Here is a 17,597-nt window from a genome sequence, read left to right on the forward strand (position 1 = left end):
CACCCGCAGAGCGGAGACCGGGAAGCGGACAAGGATGAGAAGCACTGGGCCTTGCCGGAGCCGGAGCCGGGGCCCCGGCTCCGGCAAGGCTGCGTGCGGATGCGGCGCGGGTAGACGCCCCCGCGTGCCCGCCGCCGAAGGCGCGACCGGGGATGAACCCGGGGTGCTGTCATGCCACTGACGTCCACGACCTTGAACGGCAACAGGAAATCTAGGTTCCGCGCGGCCATCAACTCGCCTATTTCCTAGGGAATTTACGGCCCTCTGACAGTCCATGACTGCAGGTGTCAAGTACTTGTCAAGAAGTACCGAAAGGGCGTCAGGGGGCCATCAAGCAATGCCATTCGGCCACCGGAACCGGCTGAGACTGACCGGCACGGGGGAAACGGACGACCGTCCGTGGTGTGAGCTTGGAGGGCGCGTGACCATCACCGCCGGTACCGCGCGCTGTCCGGAAGCGGGGGCTCGGGCTGAAGCCGAAACGCGCCACATTCCGGTCGTTCGACATGAGGGGCGTCCCGGCCCGCGGCCATAAGGGAGGCAGCGGCCGGGCCGCCCCCGCATCGCCACCCTCAAGGCCCGGCTGCAGCGCCGCTGGGAGACGCTGCCGGCCCGGCTGCGCCTGCTACGGACCGCAGCAGCGAATCCGCCCCGTCGCCGGAGTCGCCCGAGGGCAGGTTCGATGCCGCATCCGCGTCGAGGAGGCGTGCCCGGTCCGGATCGGCCCCGTACCGGGCGAACACCTCCTCGGAGTCCGGACCTCGGGTGCAAGTGACGCACACCCAGGCGGTCGCCCAGTCGAGAGAACCTGAGTTCGCGTCCCTCCAGTCAAAGGAAGTCGACATGAGCACGAATGCCAGGCACAGCAGAACGAAAAGTAGGGGTCGGATCGTCCTTGCCTCCGCCGTGGCGTGCGTGGTCGCCGTGACAGTCGTCCCGGCCGCGGTCGCGGGCCCCGAACCTTCCCTGGCCGGGGCCGAACTCACGGAATCACTCTGGCGGGACTGGAAGGCCTGCAAGATCGCTGACCAGAAGAAGCGGAAGGAGCGCACCAAGACGGACAAGAGAAACCGTAGGCAGATAGCCAAATGGCGGGGAACTGCGCACCGTGCCGGCCGTCGACCGCAACGGGGATTTCAAGGTCTTCGAGGGCGTGAAGCAAAGCGGTGACGACAGCGGGGCCTTCAACTGCACCCCGTCACTTTGCACGCAAACGGCTAGCTGGTCCTACACCTCCGGGTCCACGGATCAGTTCGGCGTGTCCCTGACTGCGGGTGTTGAGTTCGGTGGTGGAGCACCGCCGGCCTGACAGGTTGCTCCGCCGAAGCCGGGGTTGAAGGGGAACGCCTCGTTGATGGTGAATTACAACCGTTCCTGGACCAGGAGCACGTTACCCTCAGCCTCAACCGAGTCAGAGCCACCACCCAGTCCTCCCTCGCCCGCAACAACGCCTGGCGATCATGAACCCTGAGAACACCTCAGTGGGCCCTCGGACCCCATCTCCGCGGCAACTGAACAATTTCTCTCCCGGGTTGGAAACGGCTCAATATGACAGTTCGCCGGGCACAGTCGGGGCACTAGAGGTGTCACTGGAGGTCTGCACCGTGTGCTGTGCGCCATTGAGGCGAAATTCGAGGACATTCGATGCCATCAGGACGTGAGCCACGGAACCAGCTGGCATGTTGATGGCCTCACCGCTACACGGAAAGGCATGCCATGGCGCCGCTATCCGTACTCAGTCTCAGGTGGCCGCAAAGCAATCCGTCTGAGGCAAGGAGCGCGACGGGCAGTCCAAACGATGATAGCCAGCCCGGGCTCGTGTGGTGGATGTGGACTTTGTCTGGTGGCCTATTCTTCGTCTACACAACCCTTTCTCTACGCCTCCATGCCCGCCTCGACACCACTGCATTTGACCTTTCCATCTTTGAACAGGTTGTTCGCTCGTACGCGTCTGGACACCTGCCAATTGCCGAGATCAATGGACCTGATTTTCCTGCTTTGGGGGATCACTTCTCTCCCATTTTGGCTGTTCTCGCACCCCTCTATTGGCTGTGGCGGTCACCCGCTGTTCTGCTCATTGCCCAGGCCGCGCTGATTGCCGCAAGTTCCCTACCGCTGATGCTCTGGGCGCGTAGGTCCCTAGGCTCCGGTCCTGCCGTCGCTATCGGATTCTGCTATGGAACTTCTTGGGGTATTGCCAGCGCGATCGGTTTTGACTTTCATGAAGTGGCCTTTGCGGTACCGCTGATTGCCTCCTCTGCGGCTGCGCTCGGGAACGGGCGACTTCGGGCCGCCGCTATTTGGGCGCTGCCATTGGTGTTGGTCAAGGAAGACCTGGGCCTGACGGTGGCCGTTATTGGGATCCTCATTGCATGGCGGGGTGACCGCCGTCTCGGATTTTCTGTTTCCGTGATTGGATTTGGCTCATCCTTGGTGGAAATGTTGGTTGTCCTGCCTCTCCTCAGTACTGCAGGGGGCTTCGGTCGTTTGAAGTGGCTGCAAGAAGAGGGAGGTGGCGGACCGGGGGGAGTGGGCAATCTGATCCACCATTTCACGATCGGTGTCATTACCCCGGAAGTGAAGGTGACATCGCTCGTTCTCGTGTTGGCGCCTGTCCTGTTTCTATGCCTGCGGTCTCCACTCATGTTGATTGCGCTGCCGACTTTCCTTTGGCGCTTCGCTTCCAGCTATCCTGGACACTGGGGGACCAGCTATCACTATTCGCTGATTCTGATGCCCATTGTATTCTCGGCATTCATCGATTGCCTGGCTCGCCGCAACTCGAATAAGAACAGCATCCGAAGGTATGTCGCTGGTTGCGTCGGCTTCACTCTGTTGCTGATTCCCCAGTTTCCGTTGTGGCAGTTGTTCCAACCTGCGATGTGGAAAACTGACCCGCGGGTCCTCGTCGCGCACCGCCTCATGGATCAAATCCCCGACGGCGCCACTGTCCAGGCGACCAACAAACTCGTACCTCAAATTGCCGGACGTACAGGCGCTAGCGTCTTTGGATGGACAAGTCGCCCCCATCCTCAGTGGATTTTGGTGGATACTCAGCAAAGCGAAAGATGGCCGCTGTCTGTCGATCAGGAGCAGAATCTCCTCACCACGGCACGCCTCACTGGGGGATACCGAACCGTCGCGGAGGAGAATGGGTTCGTTCTCCTAAAGCTCAGGGGCCCGAGTTCTAGGTCAAAATGATCTGATGCCCGGGTGGCAATCATGGCCCAGTAGTTGCTACAGGAGATCCACGTGCCAGAAAGTGTTCGACAGACAACAGATCTCGACGTTCCCCGGATGAAATTGCGTTTGGTCCGTCTTTCAAGAACTACGCTCGCAGTCTTGCTCGGTACGTCGGTACTGGCAGTGGCCTCAATCCTTCTGACTGGAGAGGATTCTCAAGCTGAAACTGGAATGACATGTTCCTACCTTCCCGGCGACAGAAGCAAGGGCGGAGAGATCCCTTCATTCGATGCGAAAAAAGCCGCACGGCCCTACACGGTCAAACTGGTCACCAACATGGGAACTGTCACATTTGATGCACTAACAGGGAGTGCACCCTGCGCCACTTACTCGTTCGCCTACCTTGCACGCAAGGGATACTTTGACAACAGTTCGTGCAATCGAGTAACCACTCACGGAATCTTCGTCCTGGAGTGTGGGGATCCCGTAGGCACAGAAAAGGATGATCCAGGATACTATTATAAGGACCAGAATATCGCCGGCACGACCTACCCGGCAGGCAGCATCGCCGTCTCTAAGATTCAGCCAGGGCGAAACGGAAGCAGGTTCTTTTTGAGCTACAACGACCCCCAGGTTCCCATGCACTCGAGCTGGACCCGGTTTGGCCGGGTGAACAGCGGGCTGGATGTCCTGCAGGCGATTGGCAGAACAGGGACTCAGAACGGAACATCGGACGGCATGCCCAAAAAACCCGTCGTCATTGAATCGGTGCACGTACAAGAAGAATGAATATCGCGACAAGCGGTGATGCGGCACTCAAGGCCAGGTGCCTACGTCGAAGCTGCTGAGTGGTTTCCAACCTATGCGCTGTTGGTCAGGATGCGGCCGCTGGTAGGTGGCACCCCGAGCAAGGTTCGGCAAGACACCCGCCTCGCAGGCTGCCCCCATCATGCATCTGACCAGCGTAAATTCGGCCCACGGCCTTATGCGCTGGGCTGGGCAATGTCTGGCTTGCTGCCAGTGGTGATGGCCCAGCGGGCGATCGCAAATGACACAGGCATTACCAGCACGCTGACGACGAGCGCCGAGGATCGTTCGTCCATGCGCAGGCGGCCCACGGCGAGATAAAGCAGAAGGCTGCTTCCCGCGAGGTTAGCCACGCCGGACAGGGGAAAGCGGAAGAAGGCCTGCCAAGTGGGACGCTTTCGCATCGTGACGTACGAGTTGAGCAGGAACGATCCAGTGAGGCTCACTACATATGCCAGGATATGGGCGGCCAGATAAGGCATGGAGAGTTCCAGTACAGCGTACACGCCGAAGTAGACGGCGGTGTTGGCGAGGCCGATTCCGGCGAAGACTGTAAACTGGCGAATGGTAGTACGCTTCATTGTTTTGTCTGTGCTGTCGCGCTGGTGAAGGGCAGTGTGTGGCGAAGCTGCAGGGAAGCCGTTTCACTTGTTTCACGCACCACGTAATGTGGGCGACGCTTCGCCTCGTGGTAGATGCGGCCCACGTACTCCCCGATGACCCCGAGTACGGCCAGCTGGATGCCACTAAGCGCGACGATAGCGGCCATGAGTGTAGCGTACCCGGGGGTTTCGACGCCGTTCACAACCGCCCGGATGACGATCCATGCTGTATAGATGAGAGCTGAGAGCAACAACCACATACCCGTATGGATCGCGAGTCGCAAGGGGCGGCTGTTAAAGGATAGAATCCCATCGATTCCATAGTCGATGAGCCGCCGGTTTCCCCACTTTGAACGCCCGGCCGCCCGGCAGACGTTGTGGTAGGTGAAGGACACCGTTTCAAAGCCGACCCACGAGAAGAGCCCTTTCGAGAAGCGCTTACTCTCCTGGAGCGACAGCACGGCATCCACCGCGCGCCGCGACAGCAAACGGAAGTCGCCCGCCCCGTCCATGACTTCAACATCCATAAAACGGCGAACGAGACGGTAGTAAGCCCGGCTGACCGCAGTCCGTACGATGCCTTCACCCACACGGTCGCGACGTGCGACCACCTGATCGTAGCCGCGTCGATACAGCTCCACCATGCGGTGTACGAGATTCGGGGGATGCTGCAGATCGGCATCCATGAGGATGACCGCAGTCCCCCGAGACATGCGCAAGCCAGCGAGGAGCGCGGCCTCCTTCCCAAAGTTCCGGCTGAACGATGTGTAACGAACCTGCGGTGCGGAGACGGCCAGCTCCCTCAGCCTCTCGGCGGTACCGTCACGGCTGCCGTCGTCGACGTAGCAGATCTCATAGGGCTCACCGATCAGCTCAAGCTCCGCAGTCAAGGCGGCGTGAAAAGTTCCGACCACTTCAGCCTCGTCGTAGCACGGTACGACGACCGAAATCCCGATCTCTTGCATGTACGCAGTGGAACACGACCAGAAGTGGCGCACCACCGTACGTACTCCCTCAGAGTGGCCGGACTGGGCTCTGCCGATTGCGATTAGTCTGAACGGAGTCTTCGAGTTGCCGTAGCAGAACGTGGCCTTGACGGTTTGAAAGCGTCAGATACGTCGCGGCTACCTTCATCCCCCTGGAGACCCTATGGCTTCCCAAGAGACTCAGATCACCTTCGCGGAGCGTCTCAGTGAGATGGCAGCATCTCGAATGCGCTACCAATCCGAAATCGATAGCGGAGTGGAACGTTTTCTTGAGCCCAGGAGCACCGAATGCCCATGGTGTGGTTCGGTCGCGCTGGCAGTGCTCTTGCAGAGCCCAGACGTGGTCCAGATGAAGCCGGGAAGATTCACACTCGAAAAGTGTGGAGGGTGTGGCCACGTGTTTCAGAATCCGAGGCTTACCCCAGAGGGGTTGGAATTCTACTACCGGGACTGCTACGACGGCTACCAGGAGGAACTTCGGGAGAGAATGTTCAAGCTGCAAACCGCCACATACAGGGGGCGGATTGCATTTGTCGACCGTTACCTCTCGCCCAGTACGCCCAAGGCGTGGCTGGACGTGGGGGCGGGACACGGACACTTTTGCAGGTCGGCCCGCCGGAATTGGCCTGATGCCGTCTTCGACGGCCTGGATTTTGGAGACGGGGTCGAGAAGGGTGTACGTCGAGGTTGGATTCACCACTCTCATCGTGGGCTGTTTCCGGAATTGGCCACCGAACTGTCCGGCCGCTACGACATGGTGAGCATGCACCACTACTTGGAGCACACTGTCTCCCCTTTTGCGGAATTGGACGCGGCAGCCCGAGTGCTGCCTCCCGGTGGGCTTCTCCTGATCGAGGTTCCAGACCCTGAGTGGCCGCTGAGTCGCGTTCTGGGCCGGCGCTGGAATCCGTGGTGCCAACCGCAGCATCTGCACATGTTCCCGATCGCCAACCTGAAGGAGGCGCTAAGGAACAGGGGACTCGACCCGGTGGCCGAGGAACGAGGTGTCGCACACCAGGCGGGAGCAGATCTCATGATGGCTACCATGCGTTTCTGGGACGCTCTCATGCCCGACCCCGACGCTCCCTGGCTACGGCACCGCGGCACGGGTTACCGGGCGGCTCGGAAGGCATCCATGGTGGCCAAGGTCCCGTCACTAGCCGTGGCAGGATTCCTCGATCTGCTGATCACATTGGCGGCTCGGTCGGTGAACCGTGGTAACGCCTACCGGCTACTGGCACGGAAGGCTTCGTCCACTTGACCGGCCCTGAAGGACCGGGTTTGGAGGTAGCGCCCAACCGGCGCGCGGTGGCGAACTGGCCGCAGGTGGCGCCGGGGCGCAGGCCGGCTTGGTGGAGGTCTCTTACGTGCCGCTTTCGGCGCAGGGTGACCGGGCCGAAGGCGAGCGGGTGATGGGCGAAGGCTTCGGCGAGCAGCAGGTTGGCGCGAGTTGACCGCCTGCGTCCCGGCGCCTGGCATCGGACAGCCGCCGCCCGTACCTGCCGGAGGCTGGACCGTCGCGACCTGCGGCGCACTCGTGCCGCGCCTGCTGCTCTACGTCCAACTGGCCTGGGCTCAGCCTGCTCGGCGAACACACATGGTTGGACCCCCAGCCCCGCACCGGCACCCCGCCCCGGGTCGAAGCCGCACGCTGCCTGTGCCTGTACCCCGCAGCCGTATCCTCGAGTGGATCGCCGCCGCCATCTGGCTCCCCTACGCCGATCTCCACTACGCCCACTCCGCTCACCCGGCCGTGCGCTGGAGCTACCTCCCCGCCCTCGAACGCCGCATCGACCCACCGCACTTCACCCCCGCCGCACTTCTCCTCGGCAAGGGATCCGACGCCCGCCGACACCTGCACGCCCTGACCCGGACCACACAACAAGGCCTCAGCATGACCACCGGCACTGCCCCCAGCTCGGGCACCGCATTTACTTTGTGGCAAATGCCAACGTAAGACTCCGTTTCGGCTGCTCCACGAACACCCGGGCACGGCAGGCGATCAACAAGCCGTGGCCCATGGCAACCTGCGTTTGAGCAAGCTGACTTGGAGCCGTAGGCACATCGCACGGGGCGGCGAATATCAAGCCCACCGTCAAGAGACGCCGCCTGGGCGCCGAGCTTCGCCGGCTCCGCTTGGCCAGTGGGCTGAAGAGCACAGAAGTGGCGGAGCGGCTCATGGTCTATCACCCAGTACCTCCGCTATCGCCACCGGCGGTGGCCGCACACCATCAACCCCCACCTGATCATCTCCGAGCACGCCGCGTAGAACGAGAGGCCCGTCAGCTTCCACTGGCTCAGCGATCAGTTCCTCGAGACCGGCGTGACGCTCAACCAAATCCGGATGGACCGCCAGCTCGAAGAGGCCCTCACCCGCGGACCGGATGCCCTCCACCTGGCCGCCGTGTTCGGCATCAGCGAAGGCGCCGCAATGCGCTAAGCCAACGCCGCCAAGGCATTCCTCGAGTCCGCACTCGAGCAGGGGCGGTTACCCTTGCCGACCTGGCCTTGATCATCGATCAACACCAACTGCCTCTGATCTTCGGCGGGTTGGGTTTCGCGGAGGACACCGTCCGCCTGGCGGCGGCCCTGCGGCCCGCGCTGGCGGCCCGGCTCAGACGCCGGAGGAGACCTCAGCCTTCTCGTTGGACCCCGTGTCCTTTCCCTCGGCCGCCGCTAGCCTGCGGTTGCGCTGGACCGAGGAGAAGAAGGACCAGGCGATCAGGACGACGCCGACGAGGCCCGTGATGACCTCGTGGATCTCGTACCGGATGGTGACGAGCAGGATTACGGCGAGGGCGCCGATCGCGTAGTGCGCGCCGTGCTCCAGGTAGACGTAGTCGTCGAGGGTGCCCTTGCGGACCAGGTAGACCGTGAGCGAGCGGACGTACATCGCGCCGATGCCGAGGCCGAGCGACATCAGGACGATGTCGTTGGTGATCGCGAAGGCGGCGATGACGCCGTCGAAGGAGAAGGACGCGTCCAGGACCTCCAGGTAGAGGAACATGAAGAACGCGGCCTTGCCGGCCATCACGACCGCCGGGACCTTCTTGCCGCTCCTCTTGGCCTCTTCCTCGGCCTCGTGCTCGCGCTCCTCCTCTTCCTCGAGCTTGTTCTCGAAGTAGCCGGAGAGGCCGCCGACGATCAGGTAGGTGATCAAGCCCGCGATGCCGGCGATCAGGACGGTCTCCGCCTTGTCCGCATGGATGCCGCCGTGCTGGTGGGCGTTGGTGGCGAAGGTCATCGCGGAGACGAGCAGCACGATGAGGGCGGTGCAGACGGAGAGCATGTCGACCTTGCCGAGCTTGGCGAGCGGACGCTCGAGCCAGCCGAGCCACTTGATGTCCCGGTCCTCGAAGATGAAGTCGAGGAAGATCATCAACAGGAACATGCCACCGAAGGCGGCGATCGACGGGTGGGCGTCGGTCACCAGCTGCTGGTACTTGTCCTTGTCGTCGAGTGCGAGCCGTACCGCTTCGATCGGACCGATCTTGGCGCTGATGGCGACGATCACGACCGGGAAGACCAGGCGCATGCCGAAGACCGCGATCAGGACGCCGATGGTGAGGAAGATCTTCTGCCAGAAGGCATTCATCTTCTTCAGGATCCCGGCGTTGACCACGGCGTTGTCGAAGGACACCGGGATCTCGAGGATGGACAGGATCGCCACGATCCCGAAGCCGGTCCACCCCCCGTATAACACCGCCGCGACCAGGCCGAGCGCGGTGACCGCGAACGACCAGCCGAACGTTTTCAGAAGCACTGGCTACCCAATCGTTTTGTACGGGGCTCCCCCGCGCCGTATCTGGCTTTACGAAACATTGACCCCGAAGTCTAGATCGATGCCTCGCAGCCCTGACACATACCCCGGGCCAACGGCGCGGAACTTCCACTCACCGGTGTGCCGGTAGACCTCGCCGAAGATCATCGCCGTCTCCGTGGACGCGTCTTCGCTGAGGTCATAGCGGGCGAGCTCCTGGCCGTCGGCCTGGTTCACCACGCGGATGAACGCGTTGCTGACCTGACCGAAAGCCTGCCCGCGGTTGTCGGCGTCGTGGATCGAGACCGAGAAGACGATCTTGTCGCAGGTGGCGGGCACCTTGGAGAGGTCGATGAGGACCGACTCGTCGTCCCCCTCGCCGGTGAGGTTGTCGCCGGTGTGCTCCACCGAGCCGTCGGGGCTCTTCAGGCTGTTGCAGAAGACGAACCACTCGTCGCCGAGCACCCGGCCCGAGTTGCACATCAAGGCGCTGGTGGTGTCCCGCAGTACGTCTTGTGGGATACCTCGCGTGTTCCCTGGTGCCCCGCCGATCGCCCCTCGCGCTCACCGCCGTTCACGCCGCCCGCCCCACGGCTCTGAGCGAACTCCTCGTCGATGAAGCCGGGTTGGCAGATCGCAGGATCACCATCGGCGGCCATCCCCGACGGCTCGATGACCTGACCGCGAGGTCATCACCCAGTACCTCCGCTATCGCCACCGGCGGTGGCCGCTCCGGACGCAGTTGTCGTGGTCAGGGTTTCCGACCTGGTCGGACATCGTGGTGCCCAGGCAGTAGGGGCTGACCTGGATTCCGGTCCGGCCCAGCGCGCGCATCCTCACTGGTACATCCTTGCCTTCGCCTCGCGTGGTGGTTGGGTAGGCCGTCCTCGTACGCCGACCTCGTAGGCCGTCGTCGTACGCCGTCGTCGGAGCGGGGGCCGGGCGGCGGATGTCCGCCACCGGGCCGGCTCCTGGTGGTCAGGACGCCTCGTACTCGCTGACGACGTCCACGACCCAGGTGACGCCGAACCGGTCCGTCAGCATGCCGTAGACGGGTGCCCACTGCGCGGGGCCCAGCGGCTGCAGGACGGTCGGGCCGCCGGAAAGCTTCTCCCAGTACGCGGTGACCTCCCCGGTCGTCTCCCCGCGCAGCGAGACGAAGAACGCATTCTCGCCCCGGTTCCACGGCAGGCGCGAGGGAACGTCGCAGGCCATCACGCGAAACCCGCTGCCGGCGGCCACCTGGCCCCACATCACCTGGTCGGCCTCGGACGGCTCCTGGACGTTGCCGGCGTCCTTGTACGTGACCATGGCCACGTCCCCGCCGAACACCGACTGGTAGAACGTCAGTGCCTCCCGGGCGTCGCCTCGGAAGTTCAGGTGGGTCACAGCGTTGACGGACATGGTCGCTCCTTGTCTCTCGCGGGAGCGAGGTACCCCCGCCTGGCGATCACGAGGACCGGCTCGCCCGGCCCCGCTCGATCACCACCGTCGCAGCAGAAGCGGACAGGAAATGTCCGCCACTCGAGGCAACATGGGGAACATGCAGAAGACCTCAGCGCGACTGCTGTCGTTGCTCTCACTGCTCCAGGCACGCCGGGACTGGCCGGGGGCGCTACTGGCCGAGCGGCTGGACATCAGCCCGCGCACCGTGCGCCGCGATGTCGACCGCCTGCGCGAGCTGGGCTACCCCATCGTGGCCACCAAGGGCCCCGACGGCGGCTACCGGCTCGACGCCGGCCCGGAGTTGCCCCCATTGCTGTTCGACGATGAGCAGGCCGTCGCCCTCGCTGTCGCCCTCCAGAGCGCCATCACCACCGGTGCCGGCATCGAGGAGGCCGCGGCGCGCGCGCTCACCACCGTCCGGCAGGTCATGCCCGCACGGCTGCGCCACCGCATCGACTCCCTCCGGATCACCGCCGTCGAGCGGCCCGCGACCCGGCCGGCCCCACAGGCCGACAGCGACGTGCTGATGACGCTCAGCGCCGCCGTCCATGCCCGCGAAGTCCTGCGCTTCGACTATGCATCCCCACTGCGAGGCGACGACCGCGCCGAACCCCCTGCGCGCCGGGTGCAGCCCCATCACCTCGTCACCTGGGGCGGGCGCTGGTACCTCGTCGCCTGGGACCTCGACCGCGAGGACTGGCGCACCTTCCGCGTCGATCGGATCATCCCGCGCACCCCCGCGGGGCCCCGCTTCACCCCGCGCGAACTGCCCGGAGGTGACGTGGCCGCCTTCGTGGCCGGCAGGTTCCGGGGCTCCGACGTCTCGGGCGACTGGCCCTGCCGCGGCGAGGTGATCCTCGACCTGCCCGCCGCCGACGTCTCCCGCTACACCCGCGACGGAGTGGTCGAGGAACTCGGCCCGGACCGCTGCCGTCTCGTCCTGGGCTCGTGGTCATGGCCCGGCCTGGCCGCCACCATCGGCCGGTTCGACGCCGACATCGAGGTCGTCGGCCCGGCCGAGCTCAAGGACGCCTTCGCGTGCCTGGCCCGCCGCTACGCCAACGCCGCAGCCACAGGAGCTCGACCGCCATCCCCTGGACGCACAACTCCTGCCGCCAAAGCAGGTGGAACAGCACGGGCAGCGTCGCGAGCCGGTCACCAGCCGCATCGACCCCAGGCGACAGCGGCCCGGTCGTGAGAAGACCTCCAGCAGCCGGACGTCCACCTCACGTTCGCCAGAGGCTCCGCCTCCGGCACCCCACCGCTCGAAGCCCCACCCGACGCTTCGGCATCGTGCGGCGCGATCCGATCGTTGGGGCGGACGTCAAACGCCCGTACCCTTCAAGCAGGCTCGATCGGGCATGAGCGGTAGCCCGGGACACCGGTACTGCCGCTCGTCCTCGCTGCTAATTAAGAGCTGCGATCAGGATCGCTACAGTACGGGCGTGCAGGTGGGCACCCGGTCGGGCTGTGAACTCCGCGTCCAGCCAGGAAGGCCGGATGTGACCCTAGCCAACCTGCCCCTCACGGGGCTCCAGAGGACTCCGTCGGCCGGCCTTCCTGGCACCCGTAATGTGGGATATGCGGCAGGTTCCTCCGCGGGGGCAGGGAGGGGTTGTCGAGCGGTGGGCCCGTGGATCCGCGCTGTCGAGCAAGAGATCAAGCGGGCGGCGTGACCGAAGACCACACGCCGAACCGCTGCTCGGCGCCGTACGCCTCGAATCGCTCCAGCTCGGTGAACCCGAGCTTCGCCGCGAGGCGCATCGAGCGGGCGTTGGCGGTCTGGGTGTAGAGCACCACCGGCTCACCGGGAAGCGCGCCGGCGAACCAGTCGAGTGCCGCTGCGCACGCCTCGGTGGCGTACCCGCGTCCCCACGCCTCCGGCAGGAACAGGTAGCCGAGCTCGGTCTCCCCGGCCTCCCGGCGGTTACCTGGACGCTCGGGGTCTTGCGGGTCGAGCTGGATTGTGCCGATCGTCGCTCCGTCGAGCTCGACCACGAAGAAGCCAGGGCGCCGCCCGGGTATCGGGCACCGTGCGTTCGAGCTCGGCACGCAGTCGAGGGCCACCGAGGTAAGTGCCCACCTCCGGCGAGGCGTTCAGCTCGATGACCGCCACGCGGTCCCGGGCCTCGGACTCGCGGAGTACGAGCCGCTCGGTCTTGATCGGGGCAGGTGGCCAGGCGAGGGCTCTGTGGTCGGCTCTGTGGTCGGTCATGCCGGCCAACCTCACCAGCAGGCTCAGAAGCGATCAATGCTCGCCGACCGATCAACCCACCGGCCCGGGGCCTCACCCTCACCAACGGAGCCGGGCCCGACAAGCCACACATCCCTCCTCACCGATTGGTGTCCACTCCTTGCCCCACCCTGCGCTCACGCGCTCAAACCCACGTCCCCGACCTCGATATCCCGACCACACACCCGCAAGTTCACCGCGCTGCGCCTTCAGAAATCGCGAACTTGCGGCGGAGCTGCTGATGAGGAGTGGCGACTAGATCGCTCGTACGGACATATCGGCGCGTGTCCCTACGGTCTGATGATCGTTGTATCTGCGGCCTGGAAGGCTGGATGCGACTTTCAAACGCCTGCCCGTCAAGGGGCTCATCGAGACTGCGTCGGCCGGCCTTCAGGTCACCTTCACTAACTGATGAAGAGGTTGTCTCACGTGGCAAGTTTCGCGAGCTTCTTGTAGCAGGTCAGGGCGGCGGCCATGGCCAGGCCTCGGCTCTGCCAGTCGTTGCGGACCACGTACGGGATCTTGAGACCACGAGCAGCCCATGGCAGGCTCATGCCGCATGATCGATGAATTCGCGAAAGACAACCTGCACGGGAGACTGCGGCGGGACCGCAAGGCGCTGCTCTGGAAACTCGACGGCTTGTCCGAATACGACGCCCGCCGACCTTTGACAGCGACCGGGACCAACCTCCTCGGCCTGGTCAAACACGTGGCCACCGTCGAGGCCAGGTACTTCGGCGAGGTCTTCGACCGCCCTTCCCCGGAACCGCTGCCCCGGTGGCAGGACTCCAACGGCAGCGATCTGTGGGCGACCGAGGACGAGACCCGCGATCAGATCATCGGGTTCTACCGGCGCACGTGGGAACACTCGGACGCGACGATCAACGAGCTTCCCCTCGACGCCCCCGGCCACGTGCCGTGGTGGACGGAGCCTTATCCCAACACGAACCTGTTCGCCATCATGGTCCATGTCCTCGGCGAGTCCATCCGGCATGCCGGGCACGCCGATATCCTGCGCGAGGGCCTCGACGGCCGGACCGGGCTGCGCGCCGAACACGAGAAGCAGATCGACGAGGAAGCCCGTGCAGCCTACTGCGCGAAGATCGAGAAGGCCGCCAGGTCGGCCGCACCAATCAAGGCTTAGAGGTTGTCTCACGTGACTTGATGTTCGTGCGGCATGATGCCGGTCGTGGGTGCTGATCTATCGAAGCGTCTGTTCCTGATGAACTCTGGGAGCTGGCCGCCCCGTTGCTGCCGTCGTTCGCTGCTCGTCCGCAAGGTGGTGGGACCGCTCCGTGTGACGAGCGGGCCGTGTTCACGGCAGTGGTGTACGCGCTGACCAGCGGCTGTGCCTGGCGGCATCTGCCGCCGACGTTCGGCACGTCGCCCGCCACCGCGCATCGCCGCTTCACGGTATGGACCGAGGCCGGCCTGTGGCGTCGGCTGCACCGGGCGGTGCTGGACGAACTCGGGGCCCGGGGCGAGGTGGACTGGACCTCGGCGATCGTCGACGCGGCCTCCGTTCGCGCCAAAAGGGGGGATCGCTGACCGGGCCGAACCCGGTCGATCGCGGCAAGAAGGGCAGCAAGCTGCACGTGCTGTCCGACGCCCAGGGCATCCCGCTCGCCGTCGCCGTGTCCGGCGCGAACATGCACGACAGCCTCGCCCTCAAGCCGCTCATCCGCGGCATACCCGCCGTCCGGTCCCGCCGGGGACCACGACGGCGCCGACCCGTCAAACTCCGCGCGGACAAGGCGTACTTCTCCGCCGAGCACCTGGCCTGGCTGCGCGAGCGCGGGCTCGTCGCGCGCATCGCGCGGCCCGGCATCGAGTCCGGCGAACGCCTCGGTCGGCACCGCTGGAAGATCGAACGGTCGATCGCCTGGCTCTTCGGCTACCGCCGCCTCACCGTCCGATACGAACGAAAGGGCTCGCACTTCCTCGCCTTCCTCGGCCTGGCCGCCGCCCTGACCTGCTACAAGAAGCTCGCGAAACTTGCCACGTGAGACACCCTCTAAGAGTCTCGCTTGGATGACAGGGGACAGGTGTCCCGCCCGGCCCCGTCACTTTCGTGCGGCGCCCTGTGTCGGCACGGTCACGTGTGACGGGGCAGACGCTCCCTTTGACGGCCATTCTGCTGGCCTACCGTAATGACGCGGAGTCCCGGGCCCTGATGGAAGCCGGCGCCCTCGAATCCCCCTGGCCGACTCGCTGATACACACCTCCCGCACCCCGCAGAGGTGCCAGTCACAGGATCGACCCGGCTTGTGATCTCCACCTGGGTGAGCTCGTGGGGGATGATCCGGGTAGGGACCCGTACCTCCTCATCCCGAGCCTCAGGCAACCTTCTCACTGATCTGGTCCATGAACAGTCCCATGGCTTTGAGCTTCGCGTCCGCACCGTGCCGCTGCTGCCCCGCCACATCCGGTGCACCGGTGCTCGGTCAGCCCTCGCAGGGCATCCAGCGCGGTGTCTACGATGGGTCATGAAGCGTCGGGCTGCCCTACTTGGCGCGGGCCTGAGTCATCCGCCGCGTGCCTGCAGTCGATGACTGGTTGGTTCTGCACAGGGTCAGTGCTGCCAGGGCCTCCGGAGCGCCGGACTGACCCCGGACGCCGGGAAAGGCGTTGATGTCAACGATCAGCGGGGCGCCGTCGCCCGTGTCGATGATGTCCACGCCGTAGACGTCGAGTTCGAAGACCTCGCCGACCCGGCGCACCAATGCGGGCCAGCCAGGCGGCAGGTTATCGGGGGTGAGTGGCAGTGTGGGGCCGCGCCCCTCGGGGGAGAGTTCGGAACGGCGCAGGGCGGCGAAGAGCTGGTCTCCGACCGCCCATAGTTTGTGGTCCCAGCCGCTGTTCGGTGTGAACTCCTGCACTATGACCGGCTCCTGCGGGCATGTGGCGGCAAGCTCCTGCAGTTGTATGCCGTTGTCGAGGCGGGCCACCAGGTCGTGCTTTCGGCTGTGGCGGCTCTTGACTACCACTGGGCCGGGGAGCCGTGGGCCGGATGCCAGTTGCGCGAGTGTGGTGAAGGTGCGGGTGCTCGCGAACGGGAGGCCGGCCCGCCGGGCCTGCTCCGCCATCGCTGTACGGTCCTGGCACAGTGCGGTCGCCGCAGCCGAGTTCACCACCGGGGCGCCGCGCTGCTCCAGGTCGCGGGCGAGGAACAGGGCACGTGGCGTACGCGACTTCAGCAGATAGACGTCGGCGAGCGGCGCGGGGACTTTCCCCACCGTTTTCGGGTCCAGCGTCTCAACTTGATGCTCGGGGGTGAGCAGGGCGGCGGTGGCGGCCAGCAGCGGATGGCCTGGCTCAGGCGTGATCAGGCCAATCCTCAAAGGCTCTCGCCCGCCGCCGCAGGAACCTGGACCATAGCCGGGACCTGCACAGGGTGCCGGCAGGGCGTCAACGACGACTCGTCGACCGCGCCGTGCTGTTGCGGCGGACGGGTAGCGGGCAGCGTGGCTGCGCCGGACGCGCTGCCTGTGCGGGCCAGCCCGAGCACGGCTCGTGCCACCCTCGCCGCCGCGTCCGGGACCTGACGGAAGCTCGGGAAGTCGTTCACATCGACGACCACAGGGCCGTCCGGACCCAGCAGTACGTCCACGCCGTACAGGTCGAGGCCGTAGACCGCCCCGACCTGGGCGGCTATCGCGGCCACCTCGGCCGACAGCGGCACGCGGCGTTCGGGCACCGAGCGGTCCGGGTGGAGTGGGGAGCGGCGCTCGGTCGCGTACAGCTCGCCGCCGACGCAGTACACCTTGATGTCGATGCCCGAGTTGGTCACATACGGCTGGGCGATGAGCATGCCCTCCCTCTCCAGTTCGGGGACCATCGCGGCGAGCCGATCCGGCGACGGCACCAGGTACACGGCCCGTCCCGAGCTGCCGTCGGCGGGCTTGATCACCAGCGGGTACTCCGACGCCGGTATCTCCGCCAGCAGCTCCGGCCGCGCAGCCGCGTAGGTCGGCGGCAGAGGAAGACCACGGCTGCGACCGATCGCCGCGGCCAGTGCCTTGTCCCGTACACCTCGTATCGACCGGGCGTCGTTGACGGTCGTCATCCCGGTCGAGGCCGCGGCTTCGAGCAAGGTGAGCCCCGGGCCGCCGGAGACCGTCTTGAGGACCCACGCGTCATGGGTACCCGCCCGCACGGCCTCGGTCATGCGCAGCAGGGAACCGCCCGGCCGCAGCACGTCCACCTGGTGCCCCCAAGAGGTCAGTTGACGGATCACCTCAATTGGCATGCCGTCATGGCGGTAGTGCTCCTCCACCAGGAAGCAGAGCCTCATCGACCTTCCCCGTAACCCCCGGACGTCCGCCGAGCCCATCCGGCGAGTTGTGACGTCACAGGATGTCATGAACCGCGATGCGGGTCGGACAGGCCTGCCTCGATGGTGCCCGTCCGATCTCGGAGGGGCACAGGTCCTCGGCGATGCCGCCTCGGCGCCTTCCTTGACCAGCTCTTGTCGTAGGACGTCCCGTAGGTGAAGGCGATCTCCAGCTCCAGGCAATCAGGCGACGCCTGTGATCAGGGCGGAGTGTGGTTCGAGCTCGGCACAGGAGATGATCACCGCG

14 protein-coding genes and 4 pseudogenes are annotated in these 17,597 nt (G+C 65.1%); 8 read left to right on the forward strand and 10 right to left on the reverse strand.

The genetic code is table 11. The annotated features are described in order from the left end of the window. The first annotated feature begins 1,827 nt into the window (after nucleotides 1-1,827). Together OG883_RS16925 and OG883_RS16930 are read left to right on the forward strand one after the other, a co-directional pair. On the forward strand, nucleotides 1,828-3,201 hold the full coding sequence (locus OG883_RS16925) for a DUF2079 domain-containing protein (protein WP_266541637.1): 1,374 nt from the start codon (nucleotides 1,828-1,830) through the stop codon (nucleotides 3,199-3,201). 141 nt (nucleotides 3,202-3,342) lie between these two features. Beyond that, complete coding sequence (locus tag OG883_RS16930; protein ID WP_266540946.1) at nucleotides 3,343-3,972, forward strand: peptidylprolyl isomerase; 630 nt, start codon at nucleotides 3,343-3,345, stop codon at nucleotides 3,970-3,972. A gap of 194 nt (nucleotides 3,973-4,166) precedes the next feature. Here the strand turns inward: OG883_RS16930 and OG883_RS16935 are convergent, their stop codons facing one another. Both OG883_RS16935 and OG883_RS16940 read right to left on the reverse strand, forming a co-directional pair. Next, nucleotides 4,167-4,571 (reverse strand): GtrA family protein, encoded by a 405-nt coding sequence (locus OG883_RS16935; RefSeq protein ID WP_266540949.1) that lies wholly within the window; start codon nucleotides 4,569-4,571, stop codon nucleotides 4,167-4,169. Beyond that, nucleotides 4,568-5,557, reverse strand: a complete 990-nt coding sequence (locus OG883_RS16940; RefSeq protein ID WP_266540951.1) for a glycosyltransferase family 2 protein — start codon at nucleotides 5,555-5,557, stop codon at nucleotides 4,568-4,570. Before OG883_RS16940 ends, OG883_RS16935 begins: the two co-directional genes overlap by 4 nt. A 451-nt stretch (nucleotides 5,558-6,008) precedes the next feature. Between OG883_RS16940 and OG883_RS16945 the strand changes: the two genes are divergently transcribed. The 3 genes and pseudogenes from OG883_RS16945 to OG883_RS16955 all read left to right on the forward strand — a co-directional run. Then, the gene (locus OG883_RS16945) at nucleotides 6,009-6,839 is read left to right on the forward strand and encodes a class I SAM-dependent methyltransferase (protein ID WP_266540954.1); all 831 of its coding nucleotides are present in this window, start codon (nucleotides 6,009-6,011) and stop codon (nucleotides 6,837-6,839) included. 396 nt (nucleotides 6,840-7,235) lie between these two features. Beyond that, nucleotides 7,236-7,535, forward strand: a complete 300-nt coding sequence (locus tag OG883_RS16950; RefSeq protein ID WP_266540957.1) for a hypothetical protein — start codon at nucleotides 7,236-7,238, stop codon at nucleotides 7,533-7,535. A 125-nt stretch (nucleotides 7,536-7,660) separates the two neighbouring features. Next, nucleotides 7,661-7,762, forward strand: a pseudogene (locus tag OG883_RS16955) (transcriptional regulator); the annotation flags it as partial. Between the two features lie 430 nt (nucleotides 7,763-8,192). On the opposite strand, the gene OG883_RS16960 reads toward OG883_RS16955, so the two are convergent. The 4 genes and pseudogenes from OG883_RS16960 to OG883_RS16975 all read right to left on the reverse strand — a co-directional run bounded on the left by OG883_RS16960 (nucleotide 8,193) and on the right by OG883_RS16975 (nucleotide 10,742). Continuing rightward, complete coding sequence (locus OG883_RS16960) at nucleotides 8,193-9,341, reverse strand: DUF475 domain-containing protein (protein WP_266540960.1); 1,149 nt, start codon at nucleotides 9,339-9,341, stop codon at nucleotides 8,193-8,195. A 48-nt stretch (nucleotides 9,342-9,389) separates the two neighbouring features. After that, nucleotides 9,390-9,830: pseudogene (locus OG883_RS16965) on the reverse strand (TerD family protein); the annotation flags it as partial. Nucleotides 9,831-10,070: 240 nt separating this feature from the next. Further along, nucleotides 10,071-10,178, reverse strand: a pseudogene (locus OG883_RS16970) (aldo/keto reductase); the annotation flags it as partial. A gap of 138 nt (nucleotides 10,179-10,316) precedes the next feature. Next, on the reverse strand, nucleotides 10,317-10,742 hold the full coding sequence (locus OG883_RS16975; RefSeq protein WP_266540962.1) for a VOC family protein: 426 nt from the start codon (nucleotides 10,740-10,742) through the stop codon (nucleotides 10,317-10,319). Between the two features lie 139 nt (nucleotides 10,743-10,881). Here OG883_RS16975 and OG883_RS16980 point away from each other — a divergent pair, with 139 nt between their 5' ends. Next, entirely contained in the window at nucleotides 10,882-11,982 is a 1,101-nt protein-coding gene (locus tag OG883_RS16980) for a YafY family protein (protein WP_266540965.1), read from the forward strand. 461 nt (nucleotides 11,983-12,443) lie between these two features. On the opposite strand, the pseudogene OG883_RS16985 reads toward OG883_RS16980, so the two are convergent. Continuing rightward, nucleotides 12,444-12,999, reverse strand: a pseudogene (locus tag OG883_RS16985) (GNAT family N-acetyltransferase). A 443-nt stretch (nucleotides 13,000-13,442) separates the two neighbouring features. Then, nucleotides 13,443-13,571: a hypothetical protein gene (locus tag OG883_RS16990; protein WP_257548903.1), complete on the reverse strand. Its 129-nt coding sequence runs from the start codon at nucleotides 13,569-13,571 to the stop codon at nucleotides 13,443-13,445. A gap of 5 nt (nucleotides 13,572-13,576) precedes the next feature. Here OG883_RS16990 and OG883_RS16995 point away from each other — a divergent pair, with 5 nt between their 5' ends. Together OG883_RS16995 and OG883_RS17000 are read left to right on the forward strand one after the other, a co-directional pair. Then, nucleotides 13,577-14,161 (forward strand): DinB family protein, encoded by a 585-nt coding sequence (locus OG883_RS16995; RefSeq protein ID WP_266540970.1) that lies wholly within the window; start codon nucleotides 13,577-13,579, stop codon nucleotides 14,159-14,161. 59 nt (nucleotides 14,162-14,220) lie between these two features. Beyond that, nucleotides 14,221-15,023 (forward strand): IS5 family transposase gene (locus OG883_RS17000; protein WP_266541643.1). Its coding sequence is split into 2 segments (ribosomal slippage): nucleotides 14,221-14,548 and nucleotides 14,548-15,023, totalling 804 coding nucleotides; the frame shifts between segments, so codons are not numbered across the junction. A gap of 498 nt (nucleotides 15,024-15,521) precedes the next feature. Here the strand turns inward: OG883_RS17000 and OG883_RS17005 are convergent. Together OG883_RS17005 and OG883_RS17010 are read right to left on the reverse strand one after the other, a co-directional pair. Beyond that, nucleotides 15,522-16,358, reverse strand: a complete 837-nt coding sequence (locus OG883_RS17005; RefSeq protein ID WP_266540973.1) for a RimK family alpha-L-glutamate ligase — start codon at nucleotides 16,356-16,358, stop codon at nucleotides 15,522-15,524. Then, nucleotides 16,355-17,311: a RimK family alpha-L-glutamate ligase gene (locus OG883_RS17010; RefSeq protein ID WP_266540976.1), complete on the reverse strand. Its 957-nt coding sequence runs from the start codon at nucleotides 17,309-17,311 to the stop codon at nucleotides 16,355-16,357. Before OG883_RS17010 ends, OG883_RS17005 begins: the two co-directional genes overlap by 4 nt. Nucleotides 17,312-17,597 lie beyond the last annotated feature (286 nt).

It is taken from the genome of Streptomyces sp. NBC_01142 (genome assembly GCF_026341125.1).
Taxonomy (GTDB): domain Bacteria; phylum Actinomycetota; class Actinomycetes; order Streptomycetales; family Streptomycetaceae; genus Streptomyces.

Coding starts and splice junctions, on each gene's coding strand:
- OG883_RS16925 (WP_266541637.1), top strand. CDS start 1,828: ATGTGGACTTTGTCTGGTGGCCTATTCTTCGTCTACACAACCCTTTCT.
- OG883_RS16935 (WP_266540949.1), bottom strand. CDS start 4,571: ATGAAGCGTACTACCATTCGCCAGTTTACAGTCTTCGCCGGAATCGGC.
- OG883_RS16940 (WP_266540951.1), bottom strand. CDS start 5,557: ATGCAAGAGATCGGGATTTCGGTCGTCGTACCGTGCTACGACGAGGCT.
- OG883_RS16975 (WP_266540962.1), bottom strand. CDS start 10,742: ATGTCCGTCAACGCTGTGACCCACCTGAACTTCCGAGGCGACGCCCGG.
- OG883_RS16980 (WP_266540965.1), top strand. CDS start 10,882: ATGCAGAAGACCTCAGCGCGACTGCTGTCGTTGCTCTCACTGCTCCAG.
- OG883_RS16990 (WP_257548903.1), bottom strand. CDS start 13,571: ATGAGCCTGCCATGGGCTGCTCGTGGTCTCAAGATCCCGTACGTGGTC.
- OG883_RS16995 (WP_266540970.1), top strand. CDS start 13,577: ATGATCGATGAATTCGCGAAAGACAACCTGCACGGGAGACTGCGGCGG.
- OG883_RS17010 (WP_266540976.1), bottom strand. CDS start 17,311: ATGAGGCTCTGCTTCCTGGTGGAGGAGCACTACCGCCATGACGGCATG.